Source organism: Amycolatopsis sp. 2-15, assembly GCF_030285625.1.
GTDB lineage: Bacteria > Actinomycetota > Actinomycetes > Mycobacteriales > Pseudonocardiaceae > Amycolatopsis > Amycolatopsis carbonis.
In genome coordinates this window covers 3,389,344-3,408,673 of the sequence record NZ_CP127294.1, presented here as the reverse complement: position 1 = coordinate 3,408,673, position 19,330 = coordinate 3,389,344, and the positions used below count along the sequence as shown (strand labels likewise).

At 68.4% G+C, this 19,330-nt stretch carries 22 protein-coding genes; 3 read left to right on the top strand and 19 right to left on the bottom strand.

The genetic code is table 11. The annotated features are described in order from the left end of the window. Nucleotides 1-20: 20 nt before the first annotated feature. Entirely contained in the window at nt 21-647 is a 627-nt protein-coding gene (locus QRX50_RS16700) for a LysE family translocator (RefSeq protein WP_285972855.1), read from the top strand. Here QRX50_RS16700 and QRX50_RS16695 read toward each other — a convergent pair. The 3 genes from QRX50_RS16695 to QRX50_RS16685 form a co-directional block, all read right to left on the bottom strand. Beyond that, nucleotides 644-1,642 (bottom strand): IS481 family transposase, encoded by a 999-nt coding sequence (locus QRX50_RS16695; RefSeq protein ID WP_285972854.1) that lies wholly within the window; start codon nt 1,640-1,642, stop codon nt 644-646. The genes QRX50_RS16700 and QRX50_RS16695 overlap by 4 nt on opposite strands. Before the next feature lie 115 nt (nt 1,643-1,757). Continuing rightward, nucleotides 1,758-2,051 (bottom strand): hypothetical protein, encoded by a 294-nt coding sequence (locus QRX50_RS16690; protein WP_285972853.1) that lies wholly within the window; start codon nt 2,049-2,051, stop codon nt 1,758-1,760. Further along, nucleotides 2,051-2,974, bottom strand: coding sequence for an alpha/beta hydrolase family protein (locus tag QRX50_RS16685; protein ID WP_285972852.1), 924 nt, complete (start codon nt 2,972-2,974; stop codon nt 2,051-2,053). The genes QRX50_RS16690 and QRX50_RS16685 overlap by 1 nt, the downstream gene beginning before the upstream one ends. 91 nt (nt 2,975-3,065) lie before the next feature. Here QRX50_RS16685 and QRX50_RS16680 point away from each other — a divergent pair, with 91 nt between their 5' ends. Further along, entirely contained in the window at nt 3,066-3,668 is a 603-nt protein-coding gene (locus QRX50_RS16680) for a TetR/AcrR family transcriptional regulator (RefSeq protein ID WP_285972851.1), read from the top strand. Here the strand turns inward: QRX50_RS16680 and murA are convergent, their stop codons facing one another. Next, nucleotides 3,669-4,943, bottom strand: a complete 1,275-nt coding sequence (gene murA, locus QRX50_RS16675; RefSeq protein WP_285972850.1) for a UDP-N-acetylglucosamine 1-carboxyvinyltransferase — start codon at nt 4,941-4,943, stop codon at nt 3,669-3,671. Between the two features lie 61 nt (nt 4,944-5,004). Here murA and QRX50_RS16670 point away from each other — a divergent pair, with 61 nt between their 5' ends. Further along, complete coding sequence (locus tag QRX50_RS16670) at nt 5,005-5,571, top strand: cob(I)yrinic acid a,c-diamide adenosyltransferase (protein ID WP_285972849.1); 567 nt, start codon at nt 5,005-5,007, stop codon at nt 5,569-5,571. Nucleotides 5,572-5,578: 7 nt separating this feature from the next. On the opposite strand, the gene QRX50_RS16665 is transcribed toward QRX50_RS16670, so the two are convergent. The 15 genes from QRX50_RS16665 to QRX50_RS16595 form a co-directional block, all read right to left on the bottom strand. Beyond that, entirely contained in the window at nt 5,579-5,740 is a 162-nt protein-coding gene (locus tag QRX50_RS16665; RefSeq protein ID WP_285972848.1) for a hypothetical protein, read from the bottom strand. A gap of 119 nt (nt 5,741-5,859) precedes the next feature. Continuing rightward, nucleotides 5,860-6,294, bottom strand: a complete 435-nt coding sequence (locus QRX50_RS16660; RefSeq protein ID WP_285972847.1) for a DUF2550 domain-containing protein — start codon at nt 6,292-6,294, stop codon at nt 5,860-5,862. Between the two features lie 30 nt (nt 6,295-6,324). After that, nucleotides 6,325-6,690, bottom strand: a complete 366-nt coding sequence (locus QRX50_RS16655; RefSeq protein WP_285972846.1) for a F0F1 ATP synthase subunit epsilon — start codon at nt 6,688-6,690, stop codon at nt 6,325-6,327. A gap of 114 nt (nt 6,691-6,804) precedes the next feature. Next, the gene (atpD, locus tag QRX50_RS16650) at nt 6,805-8,232 is read right to left on the bottom strand and encodes a F0F1 ATP synthase subunit beta (protein WP_285972845.1); all 1,428 of its coding nucleotides are present in this window, start codon (nt 8,230-8,232) and stop codon (nt 6,805-6,807) included. After that, nucleotides 8,232-9,167 (bottom strand): F0F1 ATP synthase subunit gamma, encoded by a 936-nt coding sequence (locus QRX50_RS16645; RefSeq protein WP_285972844.1) that lies wholly within the window; start codon nt 9,165-9,167, stop codon nt 8,232-8,234. The genes atpD and QRX50_RS16645 overlap by 1 nt, the downstream gene beginning before the upstream one ends. A gap of 11 nt (nt 9,168-9,178) precedes the next feature. Next, the gene (gene atpA / locus QRX50_RS16640) at nt 9,179-10,816 is read right to left on the bottom strand and encodes a F0F1 ATP synthase subunit alpha (RefSeq protein WP_285972843.1); all 1,638 of its coding nucleotides are present in this window, start codon (nt 10,814-10,816) and stop codon (nt 9,179-9,181) included. A 62-nt stretch (nt 10,817-10,878) separates the two neighbouring features. Beyond that, nucleotides 10,879-11,703 (bottom strand): F0F1 ATP synthase subunit delta, encoded by an 825-nt coding sequence (locus tag QRX50_RS16635; RefSeq protein WP_285972842.1) that lies wholly within the window; start codon nt 11,701-11,703, stop codon nt 10,879-10,881. 7 nt (nt 11,704-11,710) lie between these two features. Further along, nucleotides 11,711-12,262, bottom strand: a complete 552-nt coding sequence (locus QRX50_RS16630; RefSeq protein ID WP_285972841.1) for a F0F1 ATP synthase subunit B — start codon at nt 12,260-12,262, stop codon at nt 11,711-11,713. Between the two features lie 32 nt (nt 12,263-12,294). Then, entirely contained in the window at nt 12,295-12,552 is a 258-nt protein-coding gene (locus QRX50_RS16625) for an ATP synthase subunit c family protein (RefSeq protein WP_285972840.1), read from the bottom strand. Nucleotides 12,553-12,610: 58 nt separating this feature from the next. Beyond that, complete coding sequence (atpB, locus tag QRX50_RS16620; protein ID WP_285972839.1) at nt 12,611-13,408, bottom strand: F0F1 ATP synthase subunit A; 798 nt, start codon at nt 13,406-13,408, stop codon at nt 12,611-12,613. A 522-nt stretch (nt 13,409-13,930) separates the two neighbouring features. Further along, the gene (locus QRX50_RS16615; RefSeq protein WP_285972838.1) at nt 13,931-14,380 is read right to left on the bottom strand and encodes a Cg1360 family ATP-synthase-associated protein; all 450 of its coding nucleotides are present in this window, start codon (nt 14,378-14,380) and stop codon (nt 13,931-13,933) included. Nucleotides 14,381-14,678: 298 nt separating this feature from the next. Further along, nucleotides 14,679-14,969, bottom strand: a complete 291-nt coding sequence (locus QRX50_RS16610; RefSeq protein WP_285972837.1) for a hypothetical protein — start codon at nt 14,967-14,969, stop codon at nt 14,679-14,681. A gap of 216 nt (nt 14,970-15,185) precedes the next feature. Further along, entirely contained in the window at nt 15,186-16,340 is a 1,155-nt protein-coding gene (locus QRX50_RS16605; RefSeq protein WP_285972836.1) for a glycosyltransferase family 4 protein, read from the bottom strand. A gap of 106 nt (nt 16,341-16,446) precedes the next feature. Then, the gene (locus QRX50_RS16600) at nt 16,447-17,097 is read right to left on the bottom strand and encodes an L-threonylcarbamoyladenylate synthase (RefSeq protein WP_285972835.1); all 651 of its coding nucleotides are present in this window, start codon (nt 17,095-17,097) and stop codon (nt 16,447-16,449) included. A 64-nt stretch (nt 17,098-17,161) separates the two neighbouring features. After that, entirely contained in the window at nt 17,162-19,183 is a 2,022-nt protein-coding gene (locus tag QRX50_RS16595; protein ID WP_285972834.1) for a M6 family metalloprotease domain-containing protein, read from the bottom strand. Nucleotides 19,184-19,330: the final 147 nt, after the last annotated feature.

Below are 19,330 nucleotides of genomic sequence, written 5' to 3'. Positions count from 1 at the left end.
CCCGGGTTAACGTTCGCCGCATGACGTGGGGTGTGTACGGCGGGTTCCTCGCCATGATGGTGGTGCTCGCCGTGGCGCCCGGGCCCGACAGCATGGTCGTGCTCAAGAACGCGCTGTCGGGCGGCGCCCGCGGGGGTGCGTGGGCGTGTGCCGGCATCGCCGTCGCGAACTTCCTGCAGGGCACCCTCGCCGCCCTCGGCCTCGGGGCCGTGATCACGAACTCGCGCCCGATCTTCGAAACCGTGAAGTGGCTCGGTGTCGCCTATCTCTGCTACCTCGGTTTCCAGGCGCTGCGCGGCGCCTGGCGTGGTGACTACCAGTCGCTCGCCGAGGCGAAACGCGCCCGCCAGAGCGCGTTCCGCCGCTGGCGCGAAGGATTCCTCTCCAACGTGACCAACCCGAAGGTGCTGGTCCTCTACCTGTCGGTGCTGCCGCAGTTCCTCACGCCCGGCGTCACCACCACGGGCGACGCCCTGCTGCTCGCCTACACCGTCGCCGCCGTGGGCGCGGTCTGGCAGGTTCTACTGCTCCTGCTGGTGCACCGCGTGCGCGGCTGGCTCGAGCGCCGCCGTGTGCGCCGCACCCTCGACGGCGTGACCGGCACAGTCCTGATCGGGTTCGGCGCCGCGTTGGCCCTGGAGGGCTAGATGTGATGTTCAGGCAGGTTGGTTAGTCGGGTGATGGGTGGGTGGCCTCCGAGGGCGGAGTGGGGTCGATGGTGATTGTAGAAGTGAAGCCAGCCTGGTAGGGCTGCTCGGCGTTGCTGGTCGCGGGTGTAGAAGCGGGCGTAGGCCCAGCCGTCGGCGAGGGTGCGGTGGAAGCGTTCGATTTTGCCGTTCGTTTGGGGCCGGTAGGGGCGGGTGTGTTTCGGTGTGATGCCGAGCTCGGCGCAGGCTTGATGCCAGGCGTGGGAGCGGTAGGCCGAGCCGTTGTCGGACAACACACGCTCGACGGCGACATGGTGCTGGGCGAACCAGGCGACGGCGCGGTGCAGGACACCGATCGCGGTGGCGGAGGTTTCATCGGTGCAGATTTCTGCGTAGGCGACGCGGGAGTGGTCGTCGATGACGGTGTGCAGGTAGCTGATGCCGGGGCGGGGTTCGTAGCGGTGGTTGCGTCGGCCGGTGCGTTTGGCGGTGGCTTCCCGGTTGCGTTTGCCCTGACCGCGTCCGACGAAGCGGTGGCCACCGCCGTCGGGAATGTTGCCGAACTTGGTGACATCGACATGGATCAGCGAGCCGGGGTGGTCGTGTTCGTAGCGGCGCAACGGCTCGCCGGTGACCCGGTCGATGCGGGAGAGGCGGTTGATCCGGCAGCGCACGAGCACCGCGTGCACCGTCGAGGCCGGTAGTCCTGTCCGGCCGGCGATCTGGACGGGGCCGAGCCGGTGGCGCCACCGCAATCGTGCGATCCGGCGCACGAGTGTGGGTGCGGTCTTGGTGGGGCTGTGGTGCGGGCGGCTGCTGCGGTCGGTCATGCCGCCTGGGCCTTCGTCGCGGTAGCGGGTGGCCCATTTCTTTGCGGTGGGCGCGGCGACCATGAACATTTTCGCTGCGGCGGTGTAGGTCCATCCGTGGTCGACGATCAGACGGGCCAGCCGCAGACGAGTGATCGGGGTCAGCGTGGCGTTAGGGTGGGACACGAGGCCCTCCAGCTGGTGAAACGGTTCCTAGGCAGTTCCACTTCACAACCGGAGGGCCTCACCTGTCAGGTGACACCACCCTCGAACTGCTGAACAACGTCCCCGGACATCACAGCTAGAGCGTCTCGTCCAGCCAGTCGAAGACGCGGGCCGTCACGAGCCGCTGCGCGCCGACGTGGCAGTGGGCGGCCGCGCCTTCCTCGGCGGTGAACGAGAGCAGCGTCTTCGGGCCGGTGAGCCGTTCGTGGAGGCGGCGGGGTTCGGGCTGGGTTTCGCCGTCTCCGTTGAAGAACAGGTCGTCGGTGGCCTCGCAGACGAGCGCCCGGCACTTGATGCGCTCGGCGACACCGCCGTCGAGCGTGTAGGTCAGGTACTTCGCGAGGAACTCACGGTCGGTCGCCGCGCCCATCACGTACCGGCCGTGGTCGGTGGCCAGCGCAGCGTGGGGCTCGCGGCCCGGCCGGCGGCGAGCAGCTTGTCGAGCTCCTCGTCCTCGACCGCGTTGGCGCGACGTTCGATCTCCGCGCGGTCCCACGGCAGGAAAGCCGTCACCGCCGAGCCGGCGTCGAACACCCCGTCCACGGCGACGACGGCCTTGATCCGCGAGTCGAACGCCGCCGCACGGGGCGCGAGCATGCCACCGAGGCTGATGCCGAGCAGCGCGACCTTGTCCGGGTCGACGCCGGGGTCGGCGAGCACGAAGTCGAGCACCGGGCCCACCACGTGCTCCCAGTCGGGCCGGAAGACGAGCCCGTCGCGGTGGATCGCGCTCGGCTGGCCGGGGCCGTCGAACGCCAGCACGTGGTAGCCGCGCTCCTGGCCGCCAGCCGCGCCGAAGAAGTGCACCTCCTCCGCACTGCCGTCGAAACCGTTGTGCGCCAACAGAATCGGGCGACGACCCGTGCCGGGCGCGCGGTAGAAGTAGCCGCGCAGCACGTGGCCCTCGTACGGAATCTCGACCCGCTCGACGCCCGCGAAGCCTTCGATCGCGCGGTGGAAGCACTCGACGCTGCGGTCATAGGCATAGGCGATGCGCGAGTCGGCGGGGTTTCCGTGCAGGAAGAACTCCGCCGAGCGGTAGTAGGTGGACGCGCGCAGGTAGGCGTCGCGGGCGCTGATCGGGTGCACCGCGGCCACCCGGTCGGCCTCGGCCGCGAGACGCTCGGCCGCGGCGAGCCACTCGTCGTGCCAGCTGTCGTAGTCGCCGGGCTTGATGCGCGAAGCGGTGGCGGCGACTTCGCCGAAGTCCGAGCCGCCGTAACTCGCGTGGCCGAACACGCGAAGCGTCTCGAACCAGAACTGGGGGTCGTCCTCGAACAGCAGCTGCTTCATCGGGCCCTCCTTGGCGTAGGACGATACGGTACCGTCCCGTCGGGAAGCTACACGGAACGGTACCGTCCCGTCCACCCGCTAGGATGCGATCATGACAACCCGCCGCACGCCCACCGGGGCGGCTGTGCTGCAGCCCGACGTCACGCAGGCGATCACGGAAGCGGTGCTCGACGAGCTCGCGGAGGTGGGCTACGGCCGCCTGTCGATGGAAGCCGTGGCCAAGCGCGCGGGCGTGGGCAAGAGCGCGCTGTACCGCCGCTGGCGCTCGAAGCACGAGATGATCTCGGCGGTGGTCTCGGAGTTCAGCGTGAGCCGCGCGCCGACGTCCGACACGGGATCTCTACGCGGTGACCTGCGCGAATCGATACAAGCCGTCTACGACTGGCTCACGCACCCACGGTTCGCGCGGATCCTGCCGGACCTCATCGCCGAGAGCGCCCGCGACCCCGAGCCGGCCGACGACCTACGGTCTCGCATCGGCGGCCCGCGCCGCGACGCCGCGCGGCCGCTGTTCGAGCGCGCGATCCAGCGTGGTGAGCTCCCGGCCGACATCGACGTCGAGCTGGCCATGGACCTGCTCGCAGCGCCGATCTACTGGCGGCTGGTGGTGCGCCGGGAGCCCCCGAGCCCTGATTTCCTGGACCAGGTCACCGAGCACGTGCTCCGCGCGCTCGGCGCCCGGCCCGTGGACTGACTACGCGCGTTCGGGCTCCCCCGCCACGCGCTCGATGCGCGCGCCCAGGCGGTTGAGGTTCTCGACGAAGTGCGGGTAACCGCGGTCGATGTGGAAGACGTCCCAGACCTCGGTGACACCCTCGGCGCACAGGCCGGCGAGCACGAGGCCGGCGCCGGCGCGGATGTCGGAGGCCCAGACCGGGGCGCTGGAGAGCTGCTGGACCCCTCGGACCACGGCGTGGTGGCCGTCGGTGCGGGCGTCGCCGGAAAGCCGGATCATCTCTTCGATGAAGCGGAACCGGGCTTCGTAGACGTTCTCCGTGATCATCGACGTGCCCTCGGACACAGCCGAAAGGGCGACCGCGAACGGCTGCAGGTCCGTGGCGAAACCGGGGTAGGGCAGCGTCACCCAGTCGACCGCCTTCGGCCGCTCGGGCTGCACGACGCGGAAACCCTTCTCGTCGAACGTGGTCACGTCCGCGCCCGCGAGCCGCAGCTTGTCCAGCACCAGGTCGAGGTGGTGCGGGTTGACACCACGCACGGTCAGGTCGCCCCGCGTCATCGCCGCGGCGAACGCCCAGGTGGCGCCGACGATCCGGTCGCCGATCACCCGGTGCTCGGTCGGGCGCAGCTGCTCCACGCCGTGCACGGTCAGCGTCGACGTGCCCGCGCCCTCGATCTTCGCGCCCATCTCGATGAGCATCGTGCAGATGTCGGCGATCTCGGGCTCGCGCGCGGCGTTGTCGATCACGGTCGTGCCGTCGGCCAGCACGGCGGCCATCAGGATGTTCTCGGTGGCTCCGACGCTCGGGAAGTCGAGCCAGATCTGGGCGCCGACGAGGGATTCGGCGTTCGCGACCACACAGCCGTGCTCGATCGTGCTGGTGGCGCCGAGCTTGCGCAGGCCGTTCTGGTGCATGTCCAGCGGCCGCGAGCCGATCGCATCACCGCCGGGCAGCGCGACCACGGCCTTCTTGAGCCGCCCGACCAGCGGCCCGAGCACACAGACGGACGCGCGCAGCTTGCCCATCGCCGCCGAGTCCGCGCGGTGCGACAGCTCGGCGGGTGTGGTGATGCGTGCCGTGTCGCCGTCGATGTCGACTTCGCAGCCAACGCTGCGCAGGACGTCGCCCATCAAAGGCACGTCGAGGATCTGCGGGCAGTTCGTGATGGTGGTGGTGCCCTCGGCCAGCAGGGCCGCGGCCATCAGCTTCAGCACGCTGTTCTTGGCTCCGACCACGTCGACCTCGCCGACCAGCCGTGCCCCGCCGTGCACGTCGAAGTGCTCGCTCATGGCCGCCAATCATGCCCTCTCGCCCAGTTTCGGCACACGCGGGGCCGGTAGAGTCGAGTGCATGGTCGTTCGCATCAACCGCGTCTACACCAAGGTCGGCGACAGCGGCACCACGGCGCTCGGAGACGGCTCGCGGATCCCCAAAACCTCGCCCCGCCTGGGCGCTTACGCCGACACCGACGAGGCCAATTCCGTCATCGGGCTGGCCATCGCGATGGGTTCCCTCGGCGATGAGATCGCCACCGTGCTCAGGCGTGTGCAGAACGACCTGTTCGACGTCGGCGCCGACCTGTGCCTGCCGATTCAGGAAAATCCCCCGTACGAGCCACTGCGCATCACCGAGGCCTACCTCGAACGCGTGGAGGGCTGGTGCGACGAGTTCAACGAGCGGCTGCCGAAGCTCACGTCGTTCATCCTGCCGGGCGGTACGCCGGGCGCGGCCTATCTGCACCAGGCGCGCACGGTCACGCGGCGCGCGGAGCGGTCGGCGTGGGCGCTTGTCGAGGCGGAGCCGGACACCACGAACCCGATCGCCGTGAAGTACCTCAACCGGCTGTCCGACCTGCTGTTCATCCTCGGCCGGCTCGCCAACCCGGACGGCGACGTGCTGTGGAAGCCGGGCGGCTGAGCAGCGCTCAGCGCATCTCCCGAGCGGTCCAGTACCGCTCGTAGTCGACGTCCCACGTCGAATCGGCCCCCGGCTCGACGTCCTGGGCCGTGGTCATGTCCTCGAGCCGCACGTGCTCGGGCAGCTTCGCCCAGCGACGCTTGCGGTCGGCCTGCTCCTCGGGCTCCATCACCCCAGCGTAACGCGCTATCGGTTACCAATCCGACCACAGTCACGGCGGGAATAGTCGCCATCCGCAGAAACGTCCGGCCCGTTCCCGCCTGCTTTTGGCCGGATTGGTAACAGGGATCAGGACGCGTGCGGCAGCATTCGTCCCGGCGGAGCCGACTCCAGCCAGGACAGGAACCCGGTGAGCGCACCGGGCCCCATCGCGATCTCGATCGCCTCCTGCGTGGGCGACTCACACCGCAGGACAGTGGCTCCTTCCGGCACCGCGTACGCCTCCGTGCCGGACGGGTCCCGCCGGTCGGCGATCTGCATGCTCTCGCGCTGGAACACGCGGTCCGGGCCGCTGCGCAGGCTCCACACGCGGTACCAGACGAACTCGTCGCCCTCGTAGCGCCCGAGCCCGAGGTGCCAGCTGGCGCGCGGGTTGTCCGGACGCCACCGCAGCGCGACGCTCACGCCACCGCCGCGGCGCATCCGGATCCACCGCTGGCCGTACCAGGCCGCCAGCACGGCGAGCACGATCAGGAGCCCCAGCACCACGATGGCGATCTTCACGGCCCGGCTCCTGCTCGTCGCTCGATCAGATCAGACCGACTGACCGGCTGCGCGGAGCTGGGCTGTTGCCCTCGTCCGCTCTGCCTCGTCGTCCGCGGACAGCGCCGCCTTCGCCGCGTCGATGTCGATCTCGTCGGAAAGCTCGGCGCTCTCGGCGAGCACGCTCACCCCGGTGGCGGTCACCGACAGGAAACCACCGTGCACGGCGGCGGTGAGGATCTCGCCGTCGGTCGTGGTCACCTTCACCACGCCACCCTCGACGAGCTGGCCCAGCACCGGCTCGTGGCCGGGCATGATGCCGATCTCGCCCTCGGTGGTCTGTGCCACCACGAAGGTGGCGGTACCCGACCAGAGCCGGCGCTCCACGGCCACCAGCTCCACGGACATCTCAGCCACGTAGCACTCCTTCGCTCGGGGTGTCACCACCGAGTGTAATAGGTCCGGCTTCGGTTACGAGAACGGCGGGGGCGGGTGTCCACAGTGGACCCAGCCCCCGCCGCGCTCAGAAGATCACTTCTTGGTGATTTCCTTGTACTTCTTCTCGAGGTCCTCGAGGCCACCGATACCCAGGAACGCCTGCTCCGGGTAGTGGTCGAAGTCGCCCTTCGAGATGCGGTCGAACGACTCGATCGTCTCCGCCAGCGGCACGGTCGAGCCCGGGATCTGCGTGAACGCCTCGGCGACCAGCATGTTCTGCGACAGGAACCGCTCGATGCGGCGCGCGCGCTGAACGGTGAGCTTGTCCTCTTCCGAGAGCTCGTCCATACCGAGAATCGCGATGATGTCCTGCAGTTCCTTGTACTTCTGCAGGATCCGGATGACCTCGGAAGCCACGCGGTAGTGGTCCTCACCGACGATGGCCGGGTCGAGGATCGTCGACGTCGACGCCAGCGGGTCCACCGCCGGGAAGATGCCCTTCTGGAAGACACCACGCGAAAGCTCGGTGGTGGCGTCCAGGTGGGCGAACGTCGCGGCCGGGGCCGGGTCGGTGTAGTCGTCCGCGGGGACGTAGATCGCCTGCATCGAGGTGATCGAACGACCACGCGTCGAGGTGATCCGCTCCTGCAGCTGACCCATTTCGTCGGCCAGCGTCGGCTGGTAACCCACGGCCGAAGGCATGCGGCCCAGCAGGGTCGACACCTCGGAACCGGCCTGGGTGAACCGGAAGATGTTGTCGATGAAGAGCAGCACGTCCTGGTTCTGCACGTCGCGGAAGTACTCCGCCATCGTCAGCGCGGACAGGGCGACGCGCATACGCGTGCCCGGCGGCTCGTCCATCTGGCCGAACACGAGGGCGGTGTCGTTGATGACGCCGTCCTCGGACATCTCCAGGAAGAGGTCGTTGCCCTCACGGGTGCGCTCGCCGACACCGGCGAACACCGAGGTACCACCGAAGTTCCGGGCGACGCGGGTGATCATCTCCTTGATGAGCACCGTCTTGCCCACGCCGGCACCGCCGAACAGGCCGATCTTGCCACCCTGCACGTACGGGGTCAGCAGGTCGACGACCTTGAGGCCGGTCTCCAGCATCTCCGTCTTGCCCTCGAGCTGGTCGAAGGGCGGCGGGTTGCGGTGGATGCCCCAGCGCTCGAGGTCATCGCCGTAGCCGGGCTCGTCGAGGCACTCGCCGAGGGCGTTGTAGACGTGGCCCTTGACCTTGTCGCCCACCGGCACGGTGATCGGGCCGCCGGTGTTGGTGACCTCGGCACCGCGGACGAGACCGTCCTGCGGCTGCAGCGAAATGGTGCGGACAAGGTTGTCGCCCAGGTGGCTGGCGACCTCGAGGGTCACCGTTTTGCGCAGCTGCTCGAACTCGATCTCGACCTTGAGCGCATTGTACTGGTCGGGCACGGAACCGCGCGGGAACTCGACGTCGACGACCGGCCCGGTCACCGACACGATGCGCCCCTTGGCACGCGGGGTTTCAGTACTGGTCATCAATCATCACTTCCTGCTGCAGTGAGCGCGTTCGCGCCACCGACGATTTCGGAGATCTCCTGGGTGATCTGCGCCTGGCGGGCCTGGTTCATCTCCCGCGTCAGGTTGCCCACCAGATCGTTCGCATTGTCCGACGCGGCCTTCATCGCCGTGCGGCGGGCTGCCAGTTCGGACGCGGCCGACTCCAGCAGCGCCGAGTACAGACGCGTGTTGATGTACTTCGGCAGCAGCGCACCCAGCAGCTTGTCGGCGCTCGGCTCGAACTCGTAGCTGGGGAGCAGCTCGCCCGTGGGCTTCTGCTCCTCACCCTCGGTGTACTCGACCTCGAGCGGGGCGACCCGCTTCGCGATCGGGCGCTGCGTCAGCATCGAGACGAACTCGGTGTAGACGATGTGGATCTCGTCGACTCCGGCGAGCGTGCCCGGCGCGCCCGCGTCGGTGCCGCCGAGGAACGACTCCACCAGCGTCTCCGCCGCCGCGACCGCGTTGGTGTACGCCGGCTGGTCGGAGAAGCCCGTCCAGCTGTCGACGACCTCGCGGCCCCGGAACCGGTAGTAGTTCAGGCCCTTGTTGCCGGTGACGTAGACCTCGGGCTCCTTGCCCTCCTCACGGAGCAGGGCGAGGAGTTCCTCGGTCGCCTTCAGCACGTTGGTGTTGTACCCACCGCACTGGCCTTTGTCGCTGGTGACGACGAGGACCGCGGCCCGCTTCGGGTTGGGGCGCTCGACCAGGAGCGGATGGTCGAGGTTCGCCGCCGCACCGGCCAGCGCCGAGAGCACCTTGGTGATCTCGTCCGCGTACGGCCGGGAAGCGGCGACCTTCGCGCGCGCCTTCGTGATGCGCGCGGTGGCGATGAGCTCCATCGCCTTCGTGATCTTGCCGATCGACTTGGTCGCCTTGATGCGCGACCGAAGTTCCCGGAGTTGTGCGGCCATGAGCTATCAGCTCACTTCTTCGGGGCGGGCTTGTTGACCTTGACGGTCTCCTGCCCGACCTTGTCGGCGTCCATCGCGTCGGCGTTCGCCTCGAGGGGCTTGCCCTCGGAGGTGGTGAACTCCTTCTTGAACTCGTTGACCGCGGCCACAAGCGCGTCGCGGGTGTCGTCCTCGAACTTGCCGCTGTCGCGGATCGCGCCGAGGACCTCGGTGTGCTTGCGCCGGGCCGAGTCCAGGAACTCCTGGTTGAAGCGGCGCACGTCCTCGGTCGGGACCGAGTCGTAGTGGCCGTTGGTACCCAGCCACACGGTGCAGACCTGCTCCTCGACCGGGATCGGCGAGTACTGCGGCTGCTTGAGCACCTCGTACAGGCGCGCGCCACGCTCGAGCTGCGCCTTCGAGGCGTCGTCGAGGTCCGAGGCGAAGGCGGCGAACGCCTCCAGCTCGCGGTACTGCGACAGGTCGATGCGGAGCGAGCCGGAGACCGACTTCATCGCCTTGACCTGCGCGGCACCACCCACGCGGGACACCGAGATGCCCACGTCGATGGCCGGGCGCTGACCGGCGTTGAACAGGTCCGACTGGAAGAAGCACTGACCGTCGGTGATCGAAATGACGTTCGTCGGGATGTAGGCCGACACGTCGTTGGCCTTCGTCTCGATGATCGGCAGGCCGGTCAGCGAGCCGGCACCCAGCTCGTCCGACAGCTTGGCGCACCGCTCGAGGAGACGGGAGTGCAAGTAGAAGACGTCGCCGGGGAACGCCTCGCGGCCCGGCGGGCGGCGCAGCAGCAGCGAGATCGCGCGGTAGGCGTCGGCCTGCTTGGTCAGGTCGTCGAACACGATCAGGACGTGCTTGCCCTCGTACATCCAGTGCTGGCCGATGGCCGAGCCGGTGTAGGGGGCGATCCACTTGAAGCCGGCCGAGTCGGAAGCCGGGGCGGCGACGATGGTCGTGTACTCCATCGCGCCCGCGTCCTCGAGCGACTTCTTGACCGACGCGATCGTCGAGCCCTTCTGGCCGATCGCGACGTAGATGCAGCGGACCTGCTGCTTCGGGTCGCCGGTCTCCCAGTTGGCCTTCTGGTTGATGATCGTGTCCACGGCGACGGCGGTCTTGCCCGTCTTGCGGTCACCGATGATCAGCTGGCGCTGGCCGCGCCCGATCGGCGTCATCGCGTCGATGGCGGTGATGCCGGTCTGCAGCGGCTCGGACACCGGCTGACGCTCGACCACCGAGGCGGCCTTGAGCTCCAGCGGACGCCGGGTCGTGGTCTCGATCTCGCCGAGCCCGTCGATGGGCGCGCCCAGCGGGTCGACGACCCGGCCGAGGTAGCCGTCGCCGACCGGCACGGACAGGACCTGGCCGGTCCGCTTGACCTGCTGGCCCTCTTCGATCGTCTCGAAGTCGCCGAGGATGGCCGCACCGATCGAACGGGCGTCCAGGTTCAGCGCCACACCGAGGACGCCGCCCGGGAACTCGAGCAGCTCGTTGGCCATGGCCGAGGGGAGGCCCTCGACGTGGGCGATACCGTCACCGGCGTCGGCGACCACGCCGACCTCTTCCCGGTTCACATCCGGGGCGTAACTCGAGACGTAGTTCTCGATCGCACTGCGGATCTCGTCCGAGGAGATCGTCAGCTCCGCCATTTCGTTCCCGCTCTCGCTTCTGTTCTGTCCAGTGTGCAAAGTCTGTGGTGCGGGCGCACCCGTCAGGCGCGGCTCAGCCTGCGGCGGACCGCTGCCAGCTGGCCGGCCGTGCTGCCGTCGATGACCTCGTCGCCGACGCGGACGACGAGCCCGCCGCCCAGCCGGGGGTCCACCTCGACGTGCAGCGCGAGGGTCCGCCCGTAGATGCCGTTGAGCCTCGACCCGAGCTGGGTCTGCTGCTCTTCGGTGAGAGCGTTGGCGCTGGTCACGTATGCGACCGAACGCTCACGCCGTTCCGCAGCCAGCGCGACCAGCTTGTCGAGCCCGTTGCCGACCCCGCGCCCCTTGGCGCGGCGCACGACCTGCTCGACGAGGGTCTCGGTGACCACGTCGACCTTGTCCGCGAACAGCCCGCGGACCAGGGTCCGCTTGGCGTCGGCGGGAGCGGCCAGGTCGGACAGCGCGGCCTCGAGTTCCGAGGAACCCGAGACGATCCGCGCGACCTGGAACAGCTGGGACTCGACGGTCTCGACGTTCCCGGTCTTCTCGGCGGAGGTGAGCAACGCCGAGCGACCGAGGGACTCGATCCCGTCCACCAGCTCGCGAGGGCTTGACCAGCGGCTGCCCGCCACGGCGTCGAGCACCTTCAGGGCCGGTTCGCTCAGCTTCCCGTCGAACAAGCGGCGGACGAGGCCCTGGCGGCTCTCCGGGCTGGCCGAAGCGTCGCTGACCGCCCGGCGCAGGCCGATTTCGCGGTCAAGGAGGTCGACGACCGAGAGCAGCTCGTCCCCGGCCGTCGCGGGGTCGGTACCCGCGTCGGCCAGAACCTCGCCGAGACGGGTCTCGGCGAGGTCGAGCGCTTCACGGCTCGCAGCATGCAGCGTCATCTCTGGTCTACTTCCCCGCTCCGTTGGTGGCGGTCTCCAGCTCCGCGAGGAACCGGTCGACCGTGCCGCGGCGGCGCACCTCGTCCTCGAGCGACTCGCCGACGATGCGGCTCGCCAGCTCCACCGCGTTGCGGCCCATGTCGGCCCGCAGCTCGGCGATGATCTGCGCCTTCTGGGCCTGCAGCTGAGCCTGCCCCTGCGCGACGATCCGCTGGGACTCGGACTCGGCCTCGGCCCGCAGCTCCGCCTTGATCTGCTCGGCTTCGAGCCGGGCGTCGTCGCGGATCTTCGCGGCCTCGGACCGGGCCTCGGCCAGCTGCGCCTTGTACTCGGCCAGCGCTTCTTCGGCTTCGGCCTGGGCCTTCTCGGCCTTCTCGATGCCGCCTTCGATCTTCTGCGCCCGTTCCTCGTACGCAGTCTCGAAACGCGGGACCACGTACTTCTTCAGGATGAACAGCAGGATCAGGAAGGCGACGATGCCGAGGATCAGCTCCGGGATGTCCGGGATGATCGGGTTGACGTGCTCCTCGGCCGCCAACACCAATTCGGTCTTCAGCACAGCGTCTCCTTAGATGGCGAGAGTGGGATGACTCAGGCCGCGGAGGCGATGAAGTAGATGACGATACCGATCAGCGCCAGAACCTCGGTGAGCACGAAGGTCGAGAACCCGATGCCCTGCAGCTTGCCCTGGGCCTCCGGCTGACGAGCGGTGCCGTTGATGACCGCGGCGAAGATCAAGCCGATGCCGATGCCCGGGCCGATCGCGCCCAGACCGTAGCCGATGGCGGCGAGGCCGGGGTTGATGTTGACAGCCTGCTCGGCAGCCTGGGCCAGAACGATGTTGCTCACGTGCGTTTCCCTTCACTTCGGTCCGCGCACTCACGCGGATCGGGGGCTTGTGCGTTTCTCAGTGGTCCGCGGAGAGCGCGGCGCCGATGTACCCGGCCGACAGCAGGGCGAAGATGTAGGCCTGCAGCACCTGGATGAAGGCCTCGAGGAAGGTCATCAGGATCGCCAAGACCCAGGCCAGCAGCGAAACCGGCTTGAGGGCCCAACTCGAGGTCTCCGTGAGCAGGAAGGTGCCGCCCAGCGTGAACACGATGATGATCAGGTGGCCGGCGAACATCGCGGCGAAAACACGGATGGCCAGCGTGATCGGCGTGATGAAGAACTTCTGGAAGAACTCGATCAGGCCGTAGAGCGGAAGCACGAACTTCGGGATCCCCGCCGGCGCCAGCTGGTTCTTCATGTACCCGCCGAGGCCGTACTTCTTGATGCCCACGTAGTGGTACACCGGGTAAACCACGAGAAGCGACATGGCCAGCGGGAAACCGATCCGCGCCATGGTCGGGAACTGGAAGAACGGAATGATCCCGAAGAGGTTGTTCACCAAGATGAAGGTGAACAACGCGAGAACCAGCGGGATGAACGGCTTGAACTCTTTCGAGCCGATCTGGCTCCGCGTGATGTTGTTGCGGCTGAAGTCATAGAGCGACTCCGCGATGAACTGGCCCTTGGTCGGCACGATCTTCAGCTTGCGCGACGCCACCAAGAAGTAGACGGCGACGATGACCAAAGCGATGATCACCAGCAACTTCGGTTTGTTCAAGGCCCACTCGCCAGACCCCAAAAACGGCGGCAGCTCGAAGGCATCAGTACCAGGGGGCGTGAAAACTGCACCCTCGGTCAGTACCAGCGCGATCACTGCGCTCCTCCCGGTTCTCCCGGCCGGCGTTCACTCCGCCGGGGGAATCGTCACGATCTGGACTTAACGTACCCGATGCACACGAGCACGCTGGAGGCGGCCGGACCCACCGCGCAGTGAATGATTTTCAAGCCCTGCACTGAGGTCGTCTCGCGTGAGCACTGCCCTGCAATCCACTTCGGACCAGCGGATGAGAAGGCGGAACCATCGGATCGCCACACTGCTGGTCGCGGTTCGTTTGAGGGAGTACGCGGGCGAGGCCGCCACCCTTGACGCGGACCCTACCAGCAGGTCAATCGGTGCCGTACAGGCGTACTTCATACCAACCGATCAGCTCAGGACTTAGGTCCCGAGTCCATCCAGGACCCAAGTCCGGGACGCGCGCGACCGGTTTCGCAACACCACAGGTGAGCGCGTCGCCCGACTGCGGCGAGCACCCGGAAGTCGGTCAGCGTGTTTCAGGTCACACTCGATTGCCGCAGTGCGCTCTCACTGCCAGTAGCCGAGGGCCCGAGCGCCCCGTCAGGACGGGAGGATCGTCGGGATCTTGGTCTTGCGGAAGGCCGCGAACTCGGCCGCGGCGGACAGCAGAATGGCCACGATCATCGTGAGCCCCAGCGACAACGGGTGCAGCGCGGTCACACCCTTGAGCAGCGTGAGCGCGCCGAACAGCAGCACGACCTTGACCACATACCCACCGAGCGCGATCACCATGACGAACATCGGGTCCTGGCCCGCGCTGAAGCGCATCAGCCCCAGCGTCGACAGCATCGCCACCATCGCGAGCACCGCGCCGACCAGCGACCCGAGAAATCCGGGCAGGCCGAACACGATGCTGAACACCACGATGCACACGAGCAACGCCGGCGGTGTGACCAGCAGCGAAGCCTTCGTCATCGCGCGAGCGGCCTGCAGCACCACCTTGGCGTGCGGGTTCTCCGTCGCGTCGGTCGAGGTTTCGGTTTCGCTCACAGCTGGGCTCCCTACTCGGTTCGACATCGAGTGTAGAGAACCTGGTGAGCGGCGGGCCAAGCCCCCAACCTGCCACTTCCGGTGGACGCGACCTGCCCCGGGTTCGCGAAAACGCGAACCCGGGGCAAGCACCATCGAATTCGGCCGCTTTCCGGCGAGATTTTTTCCCGAAGGTCCACTTCGATCACCGATTCACGACAATTCCCGGCGACCCGAAATCAAGCCGCCCACGTTTGACCCGGATTGGTGCACGTCTGACCGTTCCAGTCCATGCTGTACGTCCTGGTGACCTTGACCGTCACCGTCTGGCCCGGGCCGACACACGCATGGTGTTGCCGACGAACACGAATCGCGCCAGGACCTGGATCGGCCGTCCGTCGTTCGTGCAGTGGTGATAGTAGCGGTCCCAGCCCGCCACGGTCGCCCCACAGCCGCGACCATCGGAGGACACGTAGGAAACGATCCCGTTCCTCAGGTTCGTCACCGGCTTCGTCGGCTCCGACGTGGCCGCGGAGCCGACGCCGGGAACAGCCGTCATCATCGCGCCGGCAGCAAGCAGACCCAGCGCAGCCTTGGACACGTTCTTCATTTCGATTTCCCTCCCCATTCGACAACCGAAAGGAGGCAAAAAGAGAAAGGCCAAAACACGCCGAAGGCGCGCCGAAAAGGCACCCCTTGGACTCCCCAGTCCCCCTCAAACCCTCGGGTCGAAGATTAGCCGCCGAAAGTGATCATGGTCAACACTTCACCGGCTTTCACCCGATCGGGGAGCCTTTACTGAAAGCGAAACGAACTCGCGAGGACGTCAGCCCGCTCGGTGTCGCGCCCTCAACCTGGGCACCAGCGACACCAGCACAGCCGCCACCAGACCCGCCCCGATGACCCAGAACACGGCCGTGTCGTCGAACAGCGTCACGGACACCGCGCCGAACGCCAGGATGCCGGCCCACAAGTAGATGAGCAGGACGGCGCGGCGCTGGGAATGGCCGATCTCGAGCAGCCGGTGGTGGAGGTGCATCTTGTCGGCCGCGAAGGGGCTTTCGCCGCGGCGGGTGCGGCGGATGACGGCCATCACGAGGTCCAGGACGGGCACGAAGAGCACCGCCACGACCACGACCAAGGGCGACAGCAGGGCGAGCGCGTCGGAAGCCGAGAAGCGCGTGTAGCTGACGCGGCCGCTCGCGGACGTGGTCGCGCCGGCGAGCATGAGGCCGATCATCATGGAGCCGGAGTCGCCCATGAATATCTTGGCGGGTTGGAAGTTGTACGGCAGGAAGCCCAGACAGGCACCCGCCAGCGTCGCGGCGATCAGGGCCGGCGGGTAGGTGCCGAAGTCGCCGCCGGTGCTGTCGAGCAGGCCCAGCGAGAAGGCGCACGTCGCCGTCGCGGCGATGAAGCCGAGGCCGCCTGCGAGGCCGTCGAGGCCGTCGACGAAGTTCATCGCGTTGACCATCACCACGACCATCACGACGGTCAGCAGCGCGCCCTGGTTCTTGTCCAGTACGAGCACCGAACCGAACGAGTCGCCGGTGCCGCCCCACGGCACCCAGAACGACACCCACTGCACGCCGAACAGCACGAGGATCCCCGCGCACATGACCTGGCCGGCGAGCTTCGTCCACGCGTCGAGCTCGAACCGGTCGTCCAGCGCGCCGATGAGCGAGATGACCCCGGCCGCCAGCAGCACGCCGACGGAGTCGAGCGAGGCGTCGAACCCGTGGCTCAGCGCGGGCAGCTGGTGCGCCAGGCCCATCGCCGCGGCCACGCCCAGGTAGATGCCGACGCCGCCCATGCGCGGGATCGGCGTCACGTGGACGTCACGGGCGCGCGGGTTGGCGATCGCGCCGATGCGGATCGCGACGCGGCGGACCACGCCGGTGAGCAGGTAGGTCACCGCCGTCGCGGTCAACGCGACGAGGAGGTACTCCCGGATGGGGAGAAGTCCTTGCACAGGGGGCATGACCGCGTCACGCCTGCCGAAGGGTCCGAGTCACCGCGTCACGCTACCGCGACCGGATCGGGCACTCGTCAACGGAGCCTCCCGCGCGAGGGCCACTGTGGACCGCTCAGGCGAGCGACTCGATGGGCACGCCCATGACCTCGGCGATCGCCGCGCGCGTGACCGCGCCTTCGCGCAGCACCACCGGATTCTCGCCCGTGAGGTCCACGATCGACGACGCCACGGCCTCGCCGCTCGAACCACCGTCGAGGTACACCGACACCGAGTCGCCCAGCTGGTCCTGCGCCTCGGCCGCGGTGGACGCGGGCGGGCGGCCGGAGACGTTGGCGCTCGACACGGCCATCGGGCCGACGTCGCGCAGCAGCTCCAGCGCCACCGGGTGCAGCGGCATCCGCAGCATCACGGTGCCGCGTGACTGCCCGAGGTCCCACTGCAGGCTCGGCGCGTGCGGGAGCACGATCGACAGGTCGCCCGGCCAGAACGCCTCCACGAGCGCCCGCGCCTGCGGCGGCAGGCCGAGGACGAGACCGTCCACTGTGGACCACGAACCGACGAGCACGCCCACGGGCATGTCCGGGCCGCGGTTCTTCGCGCGCAGCAACGCCTGCACGGCGCCCGCGTCGAAGGCGTCGGCACCGATGCCGTAGACGGTGTCGGTCGGGAGGACCACCAGCCGGCTCGACCTCACCGCCGACGCCGCGGCGGCCAGCCCTTCGGCCCGGGATTCGCGCTTGCTGCAGTCGTACACCGCACTCATGCCGCGAAGCCTAGCCCTCGTCCCCGGCACCCGAATGCGGTGGTCAGGTGCCGGGGACGCGGGGTCAGAACCCGATGGCCGTGCAGGTGGTGGTGCTCGTCTTCGCCGGATCGCTCACCGACGTGGCGGTGAGCTTGACCCGCGCCGTGTACGGCGCGCCCGGTGCCCGTTTCGCATAGGCGGCGATCTGGGCGGTCTGCCCGAACTTCGCCGTCGCCAGCTCGTTGGGCAGCCGGACCTCCCAGCCCTTCGCGTCGGTGCTCGCGCTCAGCCGGTAGGTGTCGCTGTCGTACGGTGCCTTGGCCCCGCGCGCGGAGCCGGTGTTGAGCAGCCGGAAGTCGCACGTGGCGAGCCCGCCCTTGGTGAACGCGGGCAGCGCCGGCCGCAGGTGCGCGCCGCGCACCTGCGGGCCCGAACCGTCGAGCGAGGCGACGGTGACCGTGTACGACAGCACGCCGCTGTGCCCCTGAGAAGAGTGGTCCCGTGCGAGGTCGGTGACCAGGAAGTGCAGCCGGTTGGCCTCGTCGGTGTACTCGTAGGCGCCCGAGGAGCCCGTGCCGGCCTTGAACGCCGCATCGTTGAGCTGCCGGTAGTCGCCGACGGTGATCTTCACCGGCGTGCCGTCCGGCTTCACGTAGTCGGTGAGGCCGATGTCCTGCGGGTTCGCGTCGACGACCCACTCGAACGGCGCCGCGTCCTTGTTCTTGGTCTTGGCCAGCAGCACGCCGGAGTCGGGCGCGAAGGAGTCCGAGCCCATCCGGTCGACGACCTCGAGCGTGTAGTTGTCGTAACCGCCGCCGTCGCACAGCGGGTCGGTGTTGCGGTCACACTTCGGGGACTTGTCGCCGCCCGGCAACGCGATGTTCAGCCCGGTGTACGAGCCCGGTTCCGGCGCCGCTTCCCGCGCGGTGATCCGAGCCGTGACGGGACCGGTCTCGGCGAGCTGGTCGCGGTCGAGCTGCAGCACGTCGGCGGGGTCGACGATGCCGAGCTTGAGCTTGTTGCGCAGCATGTGGTGCGCGCCCATCGAGCCGCCCTCGGTGGCCGGGATCTGCCAGCGCGTGTGCGGGCCGCCGGGGCCGTTGAAGCTGCCGCGCGAAAGCATCTCCCACGGGCCGGTGTACGCGCGCTGCGGCGGGACACCGAACGGGTTGTTGTAGTTGTCGCCGATGCCCAGGATGTGGCTGAACTCGTGGGCGTAGGTGCCCTGGCCGGACGATTCGGCCTGCGTGGAGGAGCCGTTCTGCGCGTTGGGCCAGATGCTCGACGCCGAGGCCCACGACGTCCACGGGACGTAGCGGGTGTCGGCCCAGTTGGGCAGGCTCTCGTCGCCGGGCGGGCCGAACTCGTCCGGCACCGCGTCCTGGCTGCCGAACTTCATCTCGCCGAACTCCTGCCACGTCGAGCTCTCGTCCTGGCCCGCGGAGAGGAAGAAGACGAAGTCGAACTGGTCGGCCAGCGCGCCGACGTCGGCCTTCCACGCGGCGCGCGCGTCGGTGCGCAGGTCGCGGTCGCACGTCGAGCCCTGCGGGCACGCGTTGTCCTGGAACTCCATGCCGTACTCGAAGGACTTGCCCGGCATGCGGTAGGGCCCGAACGCGGTGAGGTCCACGCCGAAGCGGCCGCCGGAGTCCTCCATCCAGTACTCGTTGATGGTGTGGCCGTGGTTGAGGGTCTCGGGCTTGTTGAGGAAGTCCTGGTAGTACTGCGCCACGTTCTCGCGGGCGAGGTTGCTCGCCGACGGGCCGGGGTTGCCGAACACGGTCGAGTGCGGCGGCTTCGTGACCACGAAGTCCTCGTCCGGGTAGTCCGCGAGCACGACGGCGCCCTTGAAGGTGCGCTCGGTGGGCTTCCGCGACGGGTCGGCCCAGTTCGTGCCGGGGACCTTGCGGTAGTCGTTCCACGTCATGGCCGCTTGGTCGGCCCAGTGCGCGGAGTCCAGCGGCACGGGCCAGCCGCGGGTGAACGTGTCGGCGTTCGCCGTGCCGGCCGCCAGCCCGGGCAGCAACGCGACGGCCGCGACGACCGCGGCCACCTTCGAGACGCGCCGCGTCGTGCGCCGGACAGGGATCCAGGAGGGTCTCATCCACACTCCCCTTCACGATCGGGCCGCCCCGGGGCGGGCGGGCCCGAAGATCGACGGTATTCAGTCGACCGCGGATCGTTAGGGTTGCGAACGAAATCCGCCCCATTGCCTCACGACGAAAGTCGGACAGAGGTGGCGTACCGGCCG

What these genes read in the sequence shown, in the direction of transcription:
- QRX50_RS16700 (WP_285972855.1), top strand. Translation starts at nt 21, where the DNA reads ATGACGTGGGGTGTGTACGGCGGGTTCCTCGCCATGATGGTGGTGCTC.
- QRX50_RS16690 (WP_285972853.1), bottom strand. Translation starts at nt 2,051, where the DNA reads ATGGGCGCGGCGACCGACCGTGAGTTCCTCGCGAAGTACCTGACCTAC.
- QRX50_RS16685 (WP_285972852.1), bottom strand. Translation starts at nt 2,974, where the DNA reads ATGAAGCAGCTGCTGTTCGAGGACGACCCCCAGTTCTGGTTCGAGACG.
- QRX50_RS16680 (WP_285972851.1), top strand. Translation starts at nt 3,066, where the DNA reads ATGACAACCCGCCGCACGCCCACCGGGGCGGCTGTGCTGCAGCCCGAC.
- murA (WP_285972850.1), bottom strand. Translation starts at nt 4,943, where the DNA reads ATGAGCGAGCACTTCGACGTGCACGGCGGGGCACGGCTGGTCGGCGAG.
- QRX50_RS16670 (WP_285972849.1), top strand. Translation starts at nt 5,005, where the DNA reads ATGGTCGTTCGCATCAACCGCGTCTACACCAAGGTCGGCGACAGCGGC.
- QRX50_RS16665 (WP_285972848.1), bottom strand. Translation starts at nt 5,740, where the DNA reads ATGGAGCCCGAGGAGCAGGCCGACCGCAAGCGTCGCTGGGCGAAGCTG.
- atpD (WP_285972845.1), bottom strand. Translation starts at nt 8,232, where the DNA reads ATGACCAGTACTGAAACCCCGCGTGCCAAGGGGCGCATCGTGTCGGTG.
- QRX50_RS16645 (WP_285972844.1), bottom strand. Translation starts at nt 9,167, where the DNA reads ATGGCCGCACAACTCCGGGAACTTCGGTCGCGCATCAAGGCGACCAAG.
- atpA (WP_285972843.1), bottom strand. Translation starts at nt 10,816, where the DNA reads ATGGCGGAGCTGACGATCTCCTCGGACGAGATCCGCAGTGCGATCGAG.
- QRX50_RS16635 (WP_285972842.1), bottom strand. Translation starts at nt 11,703, where the DNA reads ATGACGCTGCATGCTGCGAGCCGTGAAGCGCTCGACCTCGCCGAGACC.
- QRX50_RS16610 (WP_285972837.1), bottom strand. Translation starts at nt 14,969, where the DNA reads ATGAAGAACGTGTCCAAGGCTGCGCTGGGTCTGCTTGCTGCCGGCGCG.
- QRX50_RS16605 (WP_285972836.1), bottom strand. Translation starts at nt 16,340, where the DNA reads ATGCCCCCTGTGCAAGGACTTCTCCCCATCCGGGAGTACCTCCTCGTC.
- QRX50_RS16600 (WP_285972835.1), bottom strand. Translation starts at nt 17,097, where the DNA reads ATGAGTGCGGTGTACGACTGCAGCAAGCGCGAATCCCGGGCCGAAGGG.
- QRX50_RS16595 (WP_285972834.1), bottom strand. Translation starts at nt 19,183, where the DNA reads ATGAGACCCTCCTGGATCCCTGTCCGGCGCACGACGCGGCGCGTCTCG.